This is a genomic window from Polaribacter atrinae, assembly GCF_038023995.1.
GTDB lineage: Bacteria > Bacteroidota > Bacteroidia > Flavobacteriales > Flavobacteriaceae > Polaribacter > Polaribacter atrinae.
Genome location: NZ_CP150660.1, coordinates 3,779,653 through 3,796,809, shown reverse-complemented (window position 1 = coordinate 3,796,809; position 17,157 = coordinate 3,779,653). Strand labels below are relative to the sequence as shown.

Here is a 17,157-nt window from a genome sequence, read left to right as displayed (position 1 = left end):
ATACTAACGCTTTTATTTTCTAGAAATTACTTTTTTAACAGCTTTTACAACTGCAGCAGCATCTAAACCATATTTAGCCATTAATTGCTCTGGTGTTCCAGATTCTCCAAAAGTATCATCTGTAGCAACAAATTCTTGAGGTGTTGGTGTGTTTAAAGCTAAAGTTCTAGCAACACTTTCTCCTAAACCACCTAATTTATTATGCTCTTCTGCAGTAACAATACAACCAGTTTTAGCAACAGACTTTAATATAATGTCTTCATCTAAAGGTTTAATGGTATGTATATTTATTACTTCTACAGAGATTCCTTCTGCTTCTAATTGCTCAGCAGCTTGTAAAGATTCCCAAACTAAGTGCCCTGTTGCAACAATAGTTACATCTGTTCCTTCTGTTAATTGTATTCCTTTACCTATTTCAAATTTTTCATCTGTTGGCATAAATACTGGTACTTTTGGACGACCAAAACGTAAATATACAGGTCCATCAAAATCTGCAATTGCAATTGTAGCCGCTTTTGTTTGGTTGTAATCACACGTATTAATTACAGTCATTCCTGGTAACATTTTCATCAAACCAATATCTTCTAATATTTGGTGTGTTGCGCCATCTTCTCCTAAAGTAACTCCTGCGTGAGATGCACAAATTTTTACGTTCTTACCTGAATACGCCACAGATTGACGAATTTGGTCATACACTCTACCTGTAGAAAAGTTAGCAAATGTACCTGTAAAAGGAATTTTACCTCCAATTGTTAATCCTGCAGCAATACTTATCATATTTGCTTCTGCAATACCTATTTGGAAAAATCTTTCAGGGTTTTCTTCAATAAATTGATCCATTTTTAAAGAACCAATTAAATCAGCACATAAGGCAACTACGTTTGGGTTTGTTCTACCTAATTCTGTTAAACCATCTCCAAAACCTGAACGTGTGTCTTTTTTTTCTGTGTATGTGTATTTTTTCATTATAAATTTGTTGTGTTGTAAAATTTGCGTAAAAATAAACTTTTATTTTACTTTAGAGAAGAGAAAACGGATAATAGCTAAAGACTTTTTAACATATTATAAATAAGCATGATAAAAAGCCTACATAAAGGTGCTTAAAATTGGTTTTTATTTTTTTTTAGACAACCGCGGCTATTTTAGAGATCACTTATACAAAAAAGTTTAGGCACAAAAAAAGCTTCTTATTTCTAAGAAGCTTTGTTTTTTGGGTGGAAGACGGGACTCGAACCCGCGACACTCGGTACCACAAACCGATACTCTAACCAACTGAGCTACAACCACCATATAATTTCGGCTGCAAATATATATCTTTTTTACATTACAAAAAAAGAAAAAGTTAAATTAATTTACTAAAATTTTCTACAGCCACGTAACGCTCTGTATTAAAGCCTTCTGCAGATTCAACACCAATCAATCTTCCTAAATCTTTTGCTCTATACTCTACACTATCTGTAAAATTCTTGCTTGTAATAGGTGTTTCTGGCTCATTACTTGTCGGATCATAGAATTGAGAAGTATATGCTAACACCGATTTCTTCTTAATTTCCATAAAACCTGTCACGTCTATTACAAAGTCTGGCTCTATATTTTTCCACTGTATATAATGATACACAAGTTTTGGTCTCCATTTTTCTTGCAACTCACCTTCTATTTCTGTTTCAATTTTTAATAAGCCACTTAAAAAGCAGGCATCAGAAACCAAACGACTTCCTTTTGGATGATCTATATGACGATCATCAACAGCATTACACAACACAATTTCTGGCTGGTACTTTCGTATCATTTTAATAATAGCTAATTGATGCTTTTTATCATTGGTAAAAAAGGCATCAGAAAAACCAAGATTTTCACGTACAGAAACCCCTAAAATTTTAGCTGCATTAGCGGCTTCAATATCTCGTAAATCAGCAGATCCTCTAGTCCCCAATTCTCCTCTTGTAAGATCTACGATCCCTACCTTTTTTCCTAAAGAAATTTCCTTTGCAATTGTTGCTCCACAACCCAATTCCACATCATCTGGATGGGCTCCAAAAGCCAAAATATCTAGTTTCATATATAATGTACTTATTTAAGATAATTAATATTTTATCAGTTTTTGTTATAAAAACCATTCCATTGCCCTAAAAATAGACAACAAATTCATCGTTTTATTAATTATTCTATAACAAAACAATAAAATGAATCATCAAAAATAATCAATTTTTAAAGAAACTTAATAAGAAATTATTTCTATTACGTTTTCGTATTTAACTTTATATAAAGTTGGCTTCTTTTTGTTAGGATTATCATAAAAATTAACTGTAGGGTACTGGTATGATATATGTCATAAAACAAACTCTATAATGTGAGTAATTTTACAGTATCAAAAAATAATAATATAAACGTCAATAATTTGGCAATTGTAATACACATTAATTAATAACTATAAACTTAAATTATGGAAACCAACAGAAACATGGAAACTTACGGACTTAAAAACGTAACTGTAAAATGGAATTTATCTCCAGAAGAGCTTCAAAAAATCACTATTGAGAAAGGAATGGGTAAAGAAACCAAAAATGGAACTTTAGCTATTAATACTGGTAAATTTACAGGAAGATCTCCACAAGATAGATTTATTGTAAAAGATGAATATACTGCAGACAAAGTTTGGTGGGGAAAAACCAACAAACCAGTTTCTCAAGAAAACTTCGATAAATTAAAAGCGAACGTAGTAAACTACTTATCTAACAGAGAATTATACGTAAGAGACGGTTATGTGTGTGCAGACCCAACTTACAAAACAGATATTAGAACTGTAGCAGAATACCCTTGGTCTAGTTCTTTTGTACATAATATGTTTTTAAGACCTTCTGAAGAAGAATTAGCAAATTTTGATGAAGATTGGTTAATTTTATGTGCTCCTGGTTATGTTTGTGATGATCCTAAAGCATACGGAATTCGTCAAGGAAACTTCTCTATCATTAACTTTACAGATAAAATTGCTTTAATTGGTGGTTCTGCTTACACAGGAGAGATGAAAAAAGGTATTTTTTCTGCATTAAATTTAATTTTACCAGTAGAAAAAAATGTATTACCAATGCACTGTTCTGCAAATGTTGGTGAAGATGGTGATACTGCTATTTTCTTTGGATTATCTGGAACAGGAAAAACTACCTTATCTGCAGATCCTAAAAGAAAATTAATTGGTGATGATGAACATGGTTGGACAGCAGAAAACAATATCTTTAACTTTGAAGGTGGATGTTACGCAAAAGTAATTGACTTATCTGAAGAAAAAGAACCAGACATTTTTAGAGCTATTAAGCCAGGTGCTTTGTTAGAAAATGTAGTTTTTGATGAAAATGGAGATGTAGATTATATGGATAGTACAATTACACAAAACACACGTGTAAGTTACCCTATTTATCATATCGACAACATTGCAAAACCTTCTTATGCAAGCAACCCTAAAAACATTTTCTTTTTAACTGCTGATGCTTTTGGTGTATTGCCTCCGGTATCTAAATTAACTCCAGGACAAGCTGCATACCACTTTATCTCTGGTTATACTGCAAAAGTAGCAGGAACAGAAGCAGGAATCACAGAACCTGTACCATCATTCTCTGCTTGTTTTGGTGAACCATTTATGCCATTACACCCAACAAAATATGCTGAAATGTTAAGTAAAAAAATGACTGAAGCTGGTGTAAATGTTTGGTTAATTAACACAGGTTGGTCTGGAGGTCCTTACGGAACTGGTTCTCGTATTAAATTAAAATATACAAGAGCAATGATTACTGAAATTTTAAACGGAAGTTTAGACAACATCGAATTTGAACAACACCCAATTTTCGGATTATTTATGCCTAAATATTGTCCTAATGTACCAACAGAAATGTTAAACCCAATGAATACTTGGATAAACAAAAGTGCATACATTAGTAAAGCAATTCACTTAGCACACTTCTTCCACTTAAACTTCGAGAAATTTGCAAATGAAGCATCAGAACAAATTATAGAAGGTGGGCCATTAATTGATGAACACCACAAATTAGAGCACATGTAAGAGTCTAACAAAGATTCACTTTAAAAAGCAAAGAGTTTTAACTCTTTGCTTTTTTTATTGCTTGTAAAATATCTTCTATTAAATCTTCTGTTTCTTCTATACCTAAAGAAAAACGAATTAAACCGTCTTTAATTCCTCTTGCCAAACGTTCTTCTTCACTTAATAAAGCATGTGTTGTTTGCACCGGACTTACCGTTGTACTTTCTAAACCTGCTAAACTCATTGACGGTTTTATCAATTGTAAATGATTCTGAAATTTCATTGCATCAATTCCTTCAGACAACTCAAAAGACATCATTGCTCCAAAACCTTTCATCTGCTTCTTTGCCAATTCGTACTGAGGATGACTTTTTAATCCGGGATAATAAACCCTATCAATATCAGCGTTATTTTCTAAAAACTCAGCCATTTTTTGTGCGTTTTTAGTTTGTTCTTTTACACGTAAATTCAGTGTTTTTAAACTTCTTTCTAGTAACCAAACCGTTTGATCACTTAGATTTCCACCAAAATTAATAGCCGTTTTCCATATTTTCTCAATATGTTCTTTAGTTGCAGCAATGGCACCTGCAGAAATGTCTGAATGACCACCCATATATTTAGTAGCAGAATGTAGCATAATATCAATTCCAAAATCTATAGGATTTTGATTAATAGGCGAAGCAAACGTATTATCTATCATTGTTAGAATTCCGTTTTCTTTTGCCAAAGCAGCAATTGCTTTCATATCCGTAATCCCTAATAACGGATTAGAAGGCGTTTCTATATATAAAACCTTCGTATTTTCTTTAATCAAAGGTTTAAAATCTTCTACTTTATCAGATTCTGTAAAAGAATATTCTATTCCGAATTTATCAAATTCTGATACTATAAAGTTATAAGTTCCTCCATAAATTACTTGTTGTATTACAACATGATCTCCTTTTTGTAAAAAAGCAAATAATGCTGCAGATATAGCTGCCATTCCAGAGCCAAAAATCAAAGCATCTTCTGTTTTTTCTAAGGCAGCAATTTTCTTGTGCAACATTTCTTGATTTGGTGTGTTAAAATAACGCGGATAACGTTTAACATCAACACCATCAAAAGCATAAGAAGTAGATGTGTAAATAGGAGAAACCGCTCCTTTATATTGTGCGTCCTTTACTTCTCCAACATGAACACAAGTAGTATTTATTCCTAATTTTTTAGATTCTTTCATTTCTCTATTTTTATGATTGCTAATTTAGTAATTCCTTGTGCAATGCACTAAAAAAATCAATATCTTCGTTTTATGATATCTGTATTACTTGTCGGAAACGGAAATGTTGCTACACATTTGCACACTGCTTTTTTAAAGGCTGATACAATTGTAGTTACACAAATTAGCTCTAGAAACTTAAAAAACATACCAAGCGCAGATCTTACAATTATTGCTGTTTCTGATGATGCAATTGCAGAAGTTTCATCAAAAATAAATAACAAACTTGTGGTACACACCTCCGGTGGATGCTCTATAAGTGAGCTAAAAAACGAAAACAACAAAGGTGTTTTTTACATGTTGCAAACTTTTTCTAAAGGAAAAGAAGTTAATTTTTGTGAAGTTCCTTTTTGCCTAGAAGCCACCAATAAAAATGACCAACAATTACTTGATAAAGTTGCTAAATCTATAGGCGAAAAGATTTACGAAGTAGACTCTGAACAAAGAAAAGCATTGCATGTTGCCGCTGTTTTTGTAAACAACTTTACCAACCACCTTTACAAAATTGGGAATGATATTTGCACAGAGCATAAAGTGCCTTTTGAAGTTTTGTTCCCTTTAATTAAAGAAACGGCTTCTAAAATTGAATTTTTATCACCAAAAAAAGCACAAACAGGACCTGCTGTTAGAAAAGATAAAAAAACAATTAAAAATCATTTAGATTTGTTGGATGAAAATCAACAGGAGATCTATCAACTTTTAACAAAATCAATTCAAAATTCAGTTGATTAAATTTACTTTAAACAAATAAAACCACTTCTAAAACAAGAGAGAAGTTTTACAAAAAATAAATATGGAAATTAGTTACAAACAATTATTACCACAAATAAATACTTTAATTTTTGATGTAGACGGTGTGCTAACCAACGGAATGGTTACCATTATGCCTGACGGAGAATTAATAAGACACATGAATATTAAAGATGGTTACGCTCTAAAAACTGCCGTAGATAAAGGCTTAAATGTTTGTATTATTTCTGGTGGAAAAAACGAAGGAGTAAGAACGCGTTTGGCTAATTTAGGAATTAAAGATATATATTTAGGTGCTCACGATAAAATTAAGCAATACAATGAATTGGTAGAAAAGTACAATTTAAAACCAGAAAACGTATTGTACATGGGAGACGACATTCCAGACTATCCTGTTATGGAATTGGTAGGAATGCCTTGTTGCCCAAATGATGCCGCTCCCGAAATTCAAGGGGTTTCTAAATATATTTCCTATAAAAAAGGAGGAGAAGGATGCGTTAGAGATGTAATTGAACAAATTTTACGTGTTCAAGGGAAATGGGAAAATAATTTTAGTGCAAAATATGATTAATCATTAAATTGTTTTCTATTAATTAATAAACCAATACAAATAATCAAGACAAAGCTTATCCAAGTCTTTAAAAAATTAAAAACATGAAAAAATTACTTTTTACATTCGTACTATTAATGCTTGCAGTAACAGTAAATGCACAATCTATTTTAGGGAATTGGAAAACGGTAGATGATGAGACTGGTGAAACGAAATCTATAGTAAACCTTTATGAAGAAAATGGTAAAATTTACGGTAAAGTTGTTAAGGTATTTAACAAAGACCGTCAAGATGCTGTTTGTGATAAATGTGAGGGAGATAAGAAAGATAAACTTATCTTAGGTATGACAATTATTGAAGGCATGAAAAAGAAAGGTGATGAATATAAAGGAGGTACAATTTTAGACCCTCAAAAAGGAAAAGAATATGACTGTAAAATTTGGTTAGATGAAGACAACGCTAACAAGCTGAACGTAAGAGGTTATATTGCCTTTTTATTCCGTACACAAAACTGGTATCGTGCAGTTGAATAGTTTTTAATCAAATATAGAATAAACTAAAAGTACTTAGTTATATTGATGTTACTTTATTAAAAAAATTAATGAATCACTATGGAGAACATCCATTTTACAATTGAAAATAAAAGTCTTTCTTCTAAAAGTTCTTTGGTAGAAAATATTTTAAAAGGACAACACCGTTTTCCTAATTTAAAAAACAAAAAAGGACTTTTATTTTCAAATTCTATTTTAGACAAATTCATAGACGAAGAAGCAAAACACAACACCAACACCTTAACAAGTAAAGAAAATAGAAGCATTAGAACCTTGTCTAGTGGTGAGCAGAAAAAAGCATTACTCAACTATTTACTTGAACAAAAACCCGCATTTTTAATTTTAGACAGTCCGTTTGAAAGTTTAGATATTGCTTCTGTTTCTAATTTAAAAGAACACCTTATTACATTATCGTCGGAGATTACTTTAATTCAGATTTTTAATAGAAAAGAAGAAATCTTACCCATAATAACACACGTTTTAGAACTTAAAGATGATGAGATTATTGAGTTTATTCCTATAGAGAAATACAACTTTAAAGAAATTATTTTTAGCTTTAAAGGAGAAGTTCCTAAACCGATTACATTCTACAAAAATATACCAGACCAACTTATAGCATTACAAAATGTAAATGTTGAATATGATGAAAGAAGTATTTTAAAAAACATTAATTGGACGATCAATAAAAATGAATTTTGGCACCTAATAGGACCTAATGGATCTGGGAAAACCACCATCTTATCCATGATTTATGGAAACAATGTAAAAGCTTTTAGGCAAGAAGTCTATTTGTTTGGTAAGAAAAAAGGTACCGGAGAAAGTGTTTGGGAAATAAAAGAGAAAATCGGTTATTTTAGTCCTGCTATTTTAGAATTATTTAAAAGAAGAATTACGGTTGCACAAATGGTACTTTCTGGTTTTTTTGATAGTGTTGGACTATACGAAACTCCATCTACATTACAAATTAAAGTAGCTAATGATTGGCTTGAGTTATTAAACTTAGAAAATAAAAAAAACACTCCATTTAACAACTTAACGGCAGCAGAACAAAGATTGGTTTTAATAGCAAGAGCTATGATTAAACATCCACCTCTATTAATTTTAGATGAACCACTCATCAATTTAGACAATAAAGGAACTGCTATTGTTGTAGCTTTAATTAATAAAATTGTAAAAGAAAGCGATACCACAATACTCTTTGTTTCGCATAGAGAAGTAAAAGATTTGCAACCAAACTTTATCTATGAGCTCATCCCAGACGTAAATGGATCAGTAGGTAAAGTTCAAAAGTTGAGTTAATTCTTCTCTTCTAACATCGGTACAAAAGCAAAATCTCCTAATTCGTGTTTTTCAAAGGCTGTAGCAGATTTCCTAATAAACAACGTCATTATTTGTGTTTTGTCTCCAACCGGAATTAACAACCTACCTCCTACTTTTAATTGAGATAATAAAGGTTTTGGTACAAAAGGAGCACCTGCAGTCACGATAATTTTATCAAAAGGTGCTTCTTCTTTTAAACCAATATATCCATCACCAAAAATAAATCGTTTTGGGTTGTAACCTAATTTCGGTAAAAAAAGAGAGGTTTTCTTAAACAACTCTCGTTGTCTCTCTATAGAATACACTTCTGCCTTTAACTCTAATAAAACGGCGGTTTGATACCCAGATCCTGTACCAATTTCTAATACTTTTTCACCAGGTTCTACTTCTAATGTTTGCGATTGAAAAGCCACTGTATATGGCATCGAAATAGTTTGTTCTGCCGCAATAGGAAAAGCTTTGTCTTGGTACGCATGAGACTCAAAACTACTATCAATAAATAGGTGACGTGGTATTTTACGCACTGCACTCAATACATTTTTATCAATAATACCTTTTGCTTTTAGCACTTTAGCTAACTGGTTTCTAAGACCTTGGTGTTTAGAAGTATCTTTCAATTTTTATAAATTTCTGGAGTCTAAAAATAGTAATTAATCCATATAAATAAGCATAAAATTGTATCTTTGTTTTTGGCTGATTTTTAATCAGATAAACTAAACTAATGTCTTTATAATGAACTTACTTGCTGTAAAGCAAGTAATCTTAAAATAACTACAATACTAAAAGAGTTGTTTTACTTTGTTCTAAAAGGCCAAAAATATTATATATGCTTAAAGTAGGAGTATTAGGTGCTGGTCACTTAGGAAAAATTCATTTACGATTATTACAACAATCAGATAAATACAACTTAGTTGGTTTTTACGACCCTTCTAAAGAAAATGCAAAAAATGTTGCAGAAGAATTTGGCTATACCGCTTTTGATTCTGTTGAATCTCTAATAGATGCTGTTGAAGTTGTAGATATTGTAACACCTACTTTATCTCATTTTGATTGTGCAAAATCTGCAATAGAAAAAGGTCGTCATATTTTTATTGAAAAACCAATTACCAAAACTGTTGTAGAAGCAGAAGCTTTAAAAACTTTAGCAAGTCAATTTCATGTTTTAGGACAGGTTGGTCATGTAGAGCGTTTTAACCCTGCATTTACCGCTGTAAAAGACCAAATTGAAAATCCAATGTTTATTGAATGTCATAGATTGGCAGAATTTAACCCAAGAGGTACAGATGTGCCTGTAGTGTTAGATTTAATGATTCATGATATTGATATTATTCTATCTGTTGTAAAATCTCATGTTAAAAGCGTACACGCAAGTGGTGTTGCTGTTATTTCTGAAACTCCGGATATTGCAAATGCAAGAATTGAATTTGAAAATGGTTGTGTCGCTAATTTAACTGCGAGTAGAATTTCTATGAAAAACATGCGTAAATCTCGCTTTTTTCAAAAGGATGCCTATATTTCTGTTAATTTTTTAAGTAAGGAATCTGAAGTTGTTAGAATGAAAGATGTACCTGCAAACCCTGATGAATTTGCAATGATTTTACAAAATGCAGAAGGTGTTAAAAAACAAATTTATTTCGAAAACCCAGAAGTAGAAAACAACAACGCAATTTTAGATGAATTAGAGTCTTTTGCTGATGCTATTAAAAGCAACACATCTCCTGTAGTTAGTCTAAGACAAGGAACGGAAGCGCTAAAAGTTGCCCAAATGATTATTGATTGTTTTTAATAACAGGGAGATAGCCAAGTATTTTATTCTACTACCTCCGTGTGGCTTAAAATAAAAATATTTGTATCATAAGCATACCTTGTTACTTTAAGGGCTAGGTTATTGATTAAGAAATAACCGATATTTACTTTTAAAAGAGCAAATAGTTTTTATATAAATAGTAAGGTTTACAAATAATTGCGTTAGGGATAGAGCGGTCTGTTTGAGCTCTTTTGAGGCACGAAAAAAGCGAGTAGCGAAAGCCCGTTAAAACGCCCAAATAATATAGAATACACATGAAAAACATAGCTATTATTGGAGCTGGAACCATGGGAAATGGAATTGCTCATACCTTTGCTCAGTTTAATTACAAAGTAAGTTTAATAGACATTTCTGATGCTTCTTTAGAAAAAGGAATGAATACCATTGCTAGAAATTTAGATAGAATGGTGTCTAAAGAAAAAATTTCTGAAACAGATAAAACTCAGACTTTACAAAATATTACCACCTTTACATCTATTAAAGAAGGTGTTAAAAATGCGAATTTAGTTGTGGAAGCTGCTACTGAAAATGCCGTTTTGAAAGCTAAAATTTTTAAAGAATTAGATGATGTTTGTAATGAAAACACCATTTTAGCAACCAACACTTCTTCTATTTCTATAACTCAAATTGCAGCAGCAACCAATAGAGCCGATAAAGTTATTGGAATGCATTTTATGAATCCTGTGCCGATTATGAAATTGGTAGAAATTATTAGAGGCTACAACACGTCTAACGAAGTAATGGAAACCATTGTAGCACTTTCAAAAAAGATTGGTAAAATTCCGGTGGAAGTAAATGACTACCCTGGTTTTGTGGCAAACAGAATTTTAATGCCAATGATTAATGAATCTATTGAAACTTTGTACAACAATGTTGCAGGTGTAGAAGAAATTGATACAGTAATGAAACTTGGTATGGCACACCCAATGGGTCCACTACAATTGGCAGATTTTATTGGTCTTGATGTTTGCTTGTCTATTATGAATGTATTGTATGACGGTTTTAAAAACCCAAAATACGCTCCTTGTCCGTTATTAGTAAACATGGTAATGGCTGGTAAATTAGGTGTAAAATCTGGTGAAGGTTTTTATGATTATTCAGAAAGTAGAAAGGCTGAGAAAGTAGCTAAAATGTTTATATAACCTCTCTTTACGAGAATAGTAACTATTAATTAAATGCAGAAAAAAAAATACCTGTTTTTTTTATTTTTCATACTTATCTATTCTTTAAAAGCACAAGAGAATAAAAAAGGAATTCTAAACATTAAAAAAGTTGGGGTTTTATACAATAAAGCAAATGTTAAAAACTTTATATTTGAAGATAAAGATTACAAATACAGCTCAAACACATTAAAATTACAGGTATTTTATAACTTAGGAGAATGGAAGTCTTTTGATATTGAATTGATTGTTCAACCTCAAGTACAGGTTATAAAACATCAGTTATTAAATTCTTATTTTATATTACCAACAGAAGAAAATTTTGAGGATAAAATAATTGAATTTACAACTCCAAAAACAATGCACTTATATGCTTTTGAATTAGGTTTTGTATTAAAAAGAGAAGTTATTAAAAACTTAGATTTTCAATTTACAGCAGGTTTAGGAATTGCAACTATAGACACTAGAACAGAGCGTTTAGCTAAAGGTTTTACTTTTTTAGAAAATGCATCTTTAGGACTGTCTTATAAAACAACTCAAAAAACAGCTTTATATATTGGAAGTAATATAGGACACATCTCTAACCTAGATTTTAAGTCTCCAAATAGTGGATATACTTTTTTAGGCCTAGAACTTGGTATTTCTTATATATTAAACTAAAAAAAGGCCCTCTTTTGAGTAAAATACTTATCTAAATGAACTTATTTAAGACTTTAATAGCAATCAATTACCCTGCTAATTAAATTCTGAAACAAATTCAGTTTTACTTGTATATATACTTATTAGAAAGCCTTTTTTAAATTTATTTACCCAACCAAGAATTTAACATCCAGATTGTTTTTTCTTGCTCTGCAATGAAATCGCTCATCATTGAGTTTGTACCTTCATCATTCGCTTCATCTGAAGATTCTAGTATAGCTCTTTCATTTTTTAATAATTCAGAAAGTGAGTTTACAACCAATTCTACACCTTCTACATCATTAGAAATATTTTTTCCTACAGGCACTGTTGCTAAATTTATATAATCTGTAAAAGTATGCAACGGCTTACCTTGTAAGGTTAAAATACGTTCTGCAATTTCATCTATTTTTACTTGAGAATCTGTATAAAATTCTTCGAACTTTACATGTAACTCAAAGAAATTTTTTCCTTTTATATTCCAGTGTAAACCTCTTAAATTCTGATAATAAATTTGAAAGTTTGCTAACAAACCATTTAATTCATCTACTAAATTTGCTGATTCTTTTTTGTCTAAACCTAATATTGTTTTGTTCATTTTATATTTTTTTTATTGATACTTCAAATTTATGAGAAATTTAATAGCTTAATGCATAATTATAATTGATAGTTTTAATATCTTTATCAAAAAATTTTATACACAATGACAATTACCCAATTAAAATACGTTTTGTCTGTTGCAGAATACCAAAACTTTACGGTGGCCGCAGAGCATAGTTTTGTGACTCAACCTACTCTAAGTATGCAAATTCAAAAACTAGAAGACGAATTAGGTGTTAAGATATTTAATCGCTCTAAAAAACCAATTGAATTAACTGAAGTAGGTAAAAAAATAGTAGAACAAGCAAAAGTAATTGTTGATGAGAGTAACAGAATTTTAGATATAGTTCATCAACAAAAAGGATATATCGGTGGAGAGTTTAAATTGGGAGTTATTCCTACAATTATGCCTACCCTATTACCTATGTTTCTGCAAAACTTTACTAAAAAATACCCAAAGGTAAAGTTGATTATAGAAGAGTTAACTACAGAAGAAATTATAAGAAAATTAACTGATGGACACATAGACGCAGGTCTTGCAGCAACTCCGTTAGAAAATGAAGCAATTAAAGAAAGACCTTTATATTACGAGCCTTTTGTTGGTTTAATACCTCCAAACCACAGACTGTCTAAAAATAAAACCATTACTGCCGAAGAGTTAGAAATGGAAGATATTTTACTATTAGAAGACGGTCATTGCTTTAAAGACAGTATTATTAATTTATGTAGTACTCGAAAAGTAGATAATAAAAAAGGATTTCAATTAGAAAGCGGAAGTTTTGATACCTTAATAAAACTCTCTAAAGAAGGATTAGGAATGACATTGCTACCTTATCTACACACTTTAGATTTAAATGATGTGGATAAAAGCCATTTAAGAGAATTTACAACACCTCCTCCGGCAAGAGAAGTGAGTTTAATTTATCATAAATCGCAATTAAAAATGCAATTAATAGAAGCTCTAAAGAAAACGATTGACGGTGTTGTTAGAGGTGCTATTTCTTTTTCTGACGTAAAAATTATTAGCCCTTTACAGAAGAAATAAATAGTAATAAAACGAGATAAAATCACAAAAAAAAGGAAGCTATTTAGCTTCCTTTTTTTTTATTATAAATATCTTATTAAATCTTAAGAATACATTTTATCACGTAATTCTTTAATTTTTGGATCTGATAAATAATCATCAAAAGTAGTATATCTATCTATTACACCTTTTGGTGTTAACTCAATAACTCTGTTAGCAACTGTTTGTGCAAACTCATGATCATGCGTTGTAAACAAAATAGTTCCTTTAAAATTGATTAATGAATTATTCAAAGCTTGAATAGATTCTAAATCTAAGTGATTTGTTGGCTCATCTAAAACTAACACATTACCTCTCTTCATCATCATTCTAGACAACATACAACGTACTTTTTCTCCTCCAGAAAGTACATTACTTTTCTTTAAAGCTTCCTCTCCAGAAAAAATCATTTTCCCCAAGAAACCTCTTAAAAAAACTTCTTCACGTTCTTCTTCCGTTTGTGCATATTGTCTTAACCAATCTACCAAATTCAATTCTCCGTCTTGGAAAAAAGAAGAATTATCTAACGGCAAGTAAGATTGTGTAGTTGTAACTCCCCAATCAAATTTACCTGCGTCTGCCTTTTCATTATCATTAATAATTTGATAAAAAGCAGTTACAGCTCTAGAGTTTCTAGAAATAACAGCAATTTTATCACCTTTATTTAAATTGATATGTACATCATCAAATAATTTCTCTCCTTCAAATTCTTTAGATAAACCTTCTACGTTTAAAATTTGATCTCCAGCTTCTCTATCTCTATCAAAAATGATAGCAGGATAACGTCTACTTGAAGGCTTAATTTCATCAACATTTAATTTCTCGATCATTTTTTTACGAGAAGTTGCTTGCTTAGATTTTGCCATATTTGCAGAAAAACGACGGATGAACTCTTCTAATTCCTTCTTTTTTTCTTCTGCTTTCTTATTTTGTTGTGCTCTTTGTCTTGTTGCTAACTGACTAGACTCATACCAAAATGTATAGTTACCAGAATAGTTGTTTATTTTACCATAATCGATATCAGAAATATGTGTACAAACGGCATCTAAAAAGTGTCTATCATGCGAAACAACAATTACACAGTTATCAAAGTTTGCAATAAAGTTTTCTAGCCAAGCGATGGTTTCAAAATCTAAATCATTGGTAGGCTCATCCATTATTAAAACATCTGGATTTCCAAAAAGCGCTTGTGCAATTAATACACGTACTTTTTGTTTACCATCTAGGTCTTTCATTTCTGTATAATGCAAATCTTCAGAAATACCTAAGTTAGATAACATTGCGGCTGCATCAGAATCTGCATTCCAACCATTCATTTCTTCAAAAATTATTTGAAGTTCACCAATTTTCTCAGCATTTTCATCTGTATAGTCTGCATACAAATCATCAATTTGCTTTTTTATCTTGAACAGCTCTTTGTTACCCATAACTACTGTCTCTAAAACCGGGAATTCATCAAAAGCGTAATGATCTTGCGTTAGCACAGACATTCTTTTTCCTTTTTCTAAATGAACCTGACCTGAAGTTGGTTCTTGAACACCTGAAATAATTTTTAAGAAAGTGGATTTTCCTGCTCCGTTTGCGCCAATAATTCCATAACAATTTCCTGTTTGAAATTTTGTATTAACATCATCAAACAAAATTCGTTTTCCGAATTGAACAGATAAATTAGAAACTGATAACATACTCTATTATTTTTAATTTTGTGCAAAAGTACAAATTTGATTTATCTTTTCCCCCTTGATTTCAAACGGTTTTTAATAAATTATAATTTCATTTTTATGACCAATTTAAGAACTATTTTAACAATGAATTAACAACAATAGCTCACATGAATACCTAACTTTGTTATAAAGAATAGATCCCTATTGTATATGATTAAAAAACTACTTCATATAATTTTATTAATTATAATTACCGCTTTTGTAGGCTGTGATTCTAATTCTAAAAACACAGCTACTTATTTTGGTGGTAAAATTATAAACCCAAAATCTAAATATGTTGTGCTATTTTCTATGGAAAAAGTGATAGATACCTTGTATCTTGGAAACGACAATAGATTTTTAGGAAAATTAGAAAACGCTAATGAAGGTTTATATTATTTTGCACATGGCAATGAAAATCAATTTATTTACTTAGAACCTCAAGACAGTTTAATGTTACGTTTAAATACGTGGGATTTTGATGAGTCTATCGTTTATGCTGGTAAAGGAGCAGAAAGAAATAACATTTTAATAGATTGTTTTTTACAAGAAGAGAAAGATAATAAGATGTTTCATAAATTAAATCAATTAAAACCTGATGCGTTTATTAAAAAAACAGATTCTCTACTTGCTTTAAAAGATAAAACTTATGAAGAATACGCCAAACATCACCCAAGTGAAACAACCGGTTTTAATCATGTTTTAAAAGTAGCACTTACCTATCCTATTTTTTCTAGAATAGAAAAGTACCCAATTGAGCATTTAAAATATAATAATAAAAAAGACTTTGATAAAATTAACAAGTCCTTTTATAAGCATAGATCATCTGTGAGTGTAAACAATGATTCTTTAATGTATTACCAACCTTACTCTAAATACATAAGAAACTTTTTATACAACAGTACCTATTCATTAGGTCATAAACCAATGACTAATGAGTATTCTTCTGCATTTACGGTAGATTTATTAAAAACGATAGACCGTAATATAACTTCTGATGCCTCTAAAAATGCTTTTCTAAAACAAACAGTGATCAGTCATTTTTATAAAAAATCTAGCTGTAATGCTAATAAGAATGCATTTGACACTTATTTTAATTTAAGCACAAGTACTAAAGATAAAGATCACGTAAGACTATTACTTTTAGATAGCAAGGCCCTACAAAAAGGACAAGAACTAGTAGATTTTACCGTTACAGATTTAACAAACGCAACCTATTCTATAAAAAAACTGATTAAAAATAAAAATACGTTTCTATTGTTTTGGAATCCAGAGAATACGACTCCAATGTATATCTCTTCTAGAATTAATTATTTAAGCAAAAAATTTCCTGATGTAAAATTTATTCAAATAAAAATTGATGGAAGTGCAGAAGATAGAATAGAACAGTTAGATATAAAAAATCAATTTTTTATCACAGCAGACAGTGAAGCTAACAACTTCTTAACCAGCAAAATGACAAGATCTATTATCATTAATAAAGAAGGAATTATTACAAATGGTTTTGCATCTATTTCTTCTAAAAAATTATATTCCGATTTAAAAAATCTTAAGTAATCATTAATTTATCTTTATAATCTAAAAATTAGTTGTACATTTGCACGATTTTTATTTTGAGTCTAACTCATTAATAATCAGGTCGAATTTATAATCGGGTTTGCAGGTGGGCGTTCTGTGAATCCAAAAA

The 17,157-nt window shown here is 30.6% G+C and carries 16 protein-coding genes and 1 tRNA gene; 10 read left to right on the top strand and 7 right to left on the bottom strand.

Features of this window, described 5'->3' with window-relative positions:
- Positions 1-12 precede the first annotated feature (12 nt).
- From WG945_RS16595 to bshB1, 3 genes are all read right to left on the bottom strand, one after another.
- On the bottom strand, positions 13-966 hold the full coding sequence (locus tag WG945_RS16595) for a transketolase family protein (RefSeq protein WP_068451827.1): 954 nt from the start codon (positions 964-966) through the stop codon (positions 13-15).
- Positions 967-1,212: 246 nt separating this feature from the next.
- Positions 1,213-1,288: transfer RNA gene (locus WG945_RS16590), tRNA-His, on the bottom strand.
- A 54-nt stretch (positions 1,289-1,342) separates the two neighbouring features.
- Positions 1,343-2,059, bottom strand: coding sequence for a bacillithiol biosynthesis deacetylase BshB1 (gene bshB1 / locus WG945_RS16585; protein ID WP_068451824.1), 717 nt, complete (start codon positions 2,057-2,059; stop codon positions 1,343-1,345).
- 384 nt (positions 2,060-2,443) lie between these two features.
- Between bshB1 and pckA the strand changes: the two genes are divergently transcribed.
- Positions 2,444-4,054, top strand: a complete 1,611-nt coding sequence (gene pckA, locus WG945_RS16580; protein ID WP_068451821.1) for a phosphoenolpyruvate carboxykinase (ATP) — start codon at positions 2,444-2,446, stop codon at positions 4,052-4,054.
- A gap of 37 nt (positions 4,055-4,091) precedes the next feature.
- On the opposite strand, the gene WG945_RS16575 is transcribed toward pckA, so the two are convergent.
- On the bottom strand, positions 4,092-5,249 hold the full coding sequence (locus WG945_RS16575; RefSeq protein ID WP_068451818.1) for a trans-sulfuration enzyme family protein: 1,158 nt from the start codon (positions 5,247-5,249) through the stop codon (positions 4,092-4,094).
- Positions 5,250-5,321: 72 nt separating this feature from the next.
- Between WG945_RS16575 and WG945_RS16570 the strand changes: the two genes are divergently transcribed.
- The 4 genes from WG945_RS16570 to WG945_RS16555 all read left to right on the top strand — a co-directional run bounded on the left by WG945_RS16570 (position 5,322) and on the right by WG945_RS16555 (position 8,438).
- A complete protein-coding gene (locus WG945_RS16570; RefSeq protein ID WP_068451815.1) occupies positions 5,322-6,020 on the top strand; it encodes a Rossmann-like and DUF2520 domain-containing protein in 699 nt (232 codons plus the stop codon).
- A gap of 61 nt (positions 6,021-6,081) precedes the next feature.
- Complete coding sequence (locus tag WG945_RS16565) at positions 6,082-6,609, top strand: KdsC family phosphatase (protein WP_068451813.1); 528 nt, start codon at positions 6,082-6,084, stop codon at positions 6,607-6,609.
- 83 nt (positions 6,610-6,692) lie between these two features.
- The gene (locus tag WG945_RS16560; RefSeq protein WP_068451810.1) at positions 6,693-7,121 is read left to right on the top strand and encodes a DUF2147 domain-containing protein; all 429 of its coding nucleotides are present in this window, start codon (positions 6,693-6,695) and stop codon (positions 7,119-7,121) included.
- A gap of 78 nt (positions 7,122-7,199) precedes the next feature.
- Positions 7,200-8,438, top strand: coding sequence for an ATP-binding cassette domain-containing protein (locus WG945_RS16555; RefSeq protein ID WP_068451808.1), 1,239 nt, complete (start codon positions 7,200-7,202; stop codon positions 8,436-8,438).
- Here WG945_RS16555 and WG945_RS16550 read toward each other — a convergent pair.
- The gene (locus WG945_RS16550) at positions 8,435-9,076 is read right to left on the bottom strand and encodes a protein-L-isoaspartate(D-aspartate) O-methyltransferase (RefSeq protein ID WP_068451806.1); all 642 of its coding nucleotides are present in this window, start codon (positions 9,074-9,076) and stop codon (positions 8,435-8,437) included. The two genes, WG945_RS16555 and WG945_RS16550, sit on opposite strands and share 4 nt — an antisense overlap.
- A 209-nt stretch (positions 9,077-9,285) precedes the next feature.
- On the opposite strand from WG945_RS16550, the gene WG945_RS16545 reads away from it, so the two are divergent.
- The 3 genes from WG945_RS16545 to WG945_RS16535 all read left to right on the top strand — a co-directional run bounded on the left by WG945_RS16545 (position 9,286) and on the right by WG945_RS16535 (position 12,086).
- Positions 9,286-10,245, top strand: a complete 960-nt coding sequence (locus WG945_RS16545; RefSeq protein WP_068451803.1) for a Gfo/Idh/MocA family protein — start codon at positions 9,286-9,288, stop codon at positions 10,243-10,245.
- Positions 10,246-10,520: 275 nt separating this feature from the next.
- The gene (locus WG945_RS16540) at positions 10,521-11,408 is read left to right on the top strand and encodes a 3-hydroxybutyryl-CoA dehydrogenase (RefSeq protein ID WP_068451800.1); all 888 of its coding nucleotides are present in this window, start codon (positions 10,521-10,523) and stop codon (positions 11,406-11,408) included.
- Between the two features lie 33 nt (positions 11,409-11,441).
- Positions 11,442-12,086 (top strand): acyloxyacyl hydrolase, encoded by a 645-nt coding sequence (locus WG945_RS16535; protein WP_231874691.1) that lies wholly within the window; start codon positions 11,442-11,444, stop codon positions 12,084-12,086.
- Between the two features lie 142 nt (positions 12,087-12,228).
- Here the strand turns inward: WG945_RS16535 and WG945_RS16530 are convergent, their stop codons facing one another.
- Positions 12,229-12,702 (bottom strand): Dps family protein, encoded by a 474-nt coding sequence (locus WG945_RS16530; RefSeq protein WP_068451796.1) that lies wholly within the window; start codon positions 12,700-12,702, stop codon positions 12,229-12,231.
- 105 nt (positions 12,703-12,807) lie between these two features.
- Here WG945_RS16530 and WG945_RS16525 point away from each other — a divergent pair, with 105 nt between their 5' ends.
- Entirely contained in the window at positions 12,808-13,749 is a 942-nt protein-coding gene (locus tag WG945_RS16525) for a hydrogen peroxide-inducible genes activator (RefSeq protein ID WP_068451793.1), read from the top strand.
- Positions 13,750-13,832: 83 nt separating this feature from the next.
- On the opposite strand, the gene WG945_RS16520 is transcribed toward WG945_RS16525, so the two are convergent.
- A complete protein-coding gene (locus WG945_RS16520) occupies positions 13,833-15,452 on the bottom strand; it encodes an ABC-F family ATP-binding cassette domain-containing protein (protein WP_068451790.1) in 1,620 nt (539 codons plus the stop codon).
- Positions 15,453-15,641: 189 nt separating this feature from the next.
- On the opposite strand from WG945_RS16520, the gene WG945_RS16515 reads away from it, so the two are divergent.
- Positions 15,642-17,027 carry a hypothetical protein gene (locus WG945_RS16515; protein WP_068451786.1) on the top strand — a complete coding sequence of 462 codons (1,386 nt, stop codon included), beginning with the start codon at positions 15,642-15,644 and terminating at the stop codon, positions 17,025-17,027.
- The last annotated feature ends 130 nt before the right edge of the window (positions 17,028-17,157 follow it).

Excerpts from the sequence above, each read along its gene's own strand:
- WG945_RS16595 (WP_068451827.1), bottom strand. The coding sequence starts at position 966 with ATGAAAAAATACACATACACAGAAAAAAAAGACACACGTTCAGGTTTT.
- bshB1 (WP_068451824.1), bottom strand. The coding sequence starts at position 2,059 with ATGAAACTAGATATTTTGGCTTTTGGAGCCCATCCAGATGATGTGGAA.
- pckA (WP_068451821.1), top strand. The coding sequence starts at position 2,444 with ATGGAAACCAACAGAAACATGGAAACTTACGGACTTAAAAACGTAACT.
- WG945_RS16575 (WP_068451818.1), bottom strand. The coding sequence starts at position 5,249 with ATGAAAGAATCTAAAAAATTAGGAATAAATACTACTTGTGTTCATGTT.
- WG945_RS16570 (WP_068451815.1), top strand. The coding sequence starts at position 5,322 with ATGATATCTGTATTACTTGTCGGAAACGGAAATGTTGCTACACATTTG.
- WG945_RS16565 (WP_068451813.1), top strand. The coding sequence starts at position 6,082 with ATGGAAATTAGTTACAAACAATTATTACCACAAATAAATACTTTAATT.
- WG945_RS16560 (WP_068451810.1), top strand. The coding sequence starts at position 6,693 with ATGAAAAAATTACTTTTTACATTCGTACTATTAATGCTTGCAGTAACA.
- WG945_RS16555 (WP_068451808.1), top strand. The coding sequence starts at position 7,200 with ATGGAGAACATCCATTTTACAATTGAAAATAAAAGTCTTTCTTCTAAA.
- WG945_RS16545 (WP_068451803.1), top strand. The coding sequence starts at position 9,286 with ATGCTTAAAGTAGGAGTATTAGGTGCTGGTCACTTAGGAAAAATTCAT.
- WG945_RS16540 (WP_068451800.1), top strand. The coding sequence starts at position 10,521 with ATGAAAAACATAGCTATTATTGGAGCTGGAACCATGGGAAATGGAATT.
- WG945_RS16535 (WP_231874691.1), top strand. The coding sequence starts at position 11,442 with ATGCAGAAAAAAAAATACCTGTTTTTTTTATTTTTCATACTTATCTAT.
- WG945_RS16530 (WP_068451796.1), bottom strand. The coding sequence starts at position 12,702 with ATGAACAAAACAATATTAGGTTTAGACAAAAAAGAATCAGCAAATTTA.
- WG945_RS16525 (WP_068451793.1), top strand. The coding sequence starts at position 12,808 with ATGACAATTACCCAATTAAAATACGTTTTGTCTGTTGCAGAATACCAA.
- WG945_RS16520 (WP_068451790.1), bottom strand. The coding sequence starts at position 15,452 with ATGTTATCAGTTTCTAATTTATCTGTTCAATTCGGAAAACGAATTTTG.
- WG945_RS16515 (WP_068451786.1), top strand. The coding sequence starts at position 15,642 with ATGATTAAAAAACTACTTCATATAATTTTATTAATTATAATTACCGCT.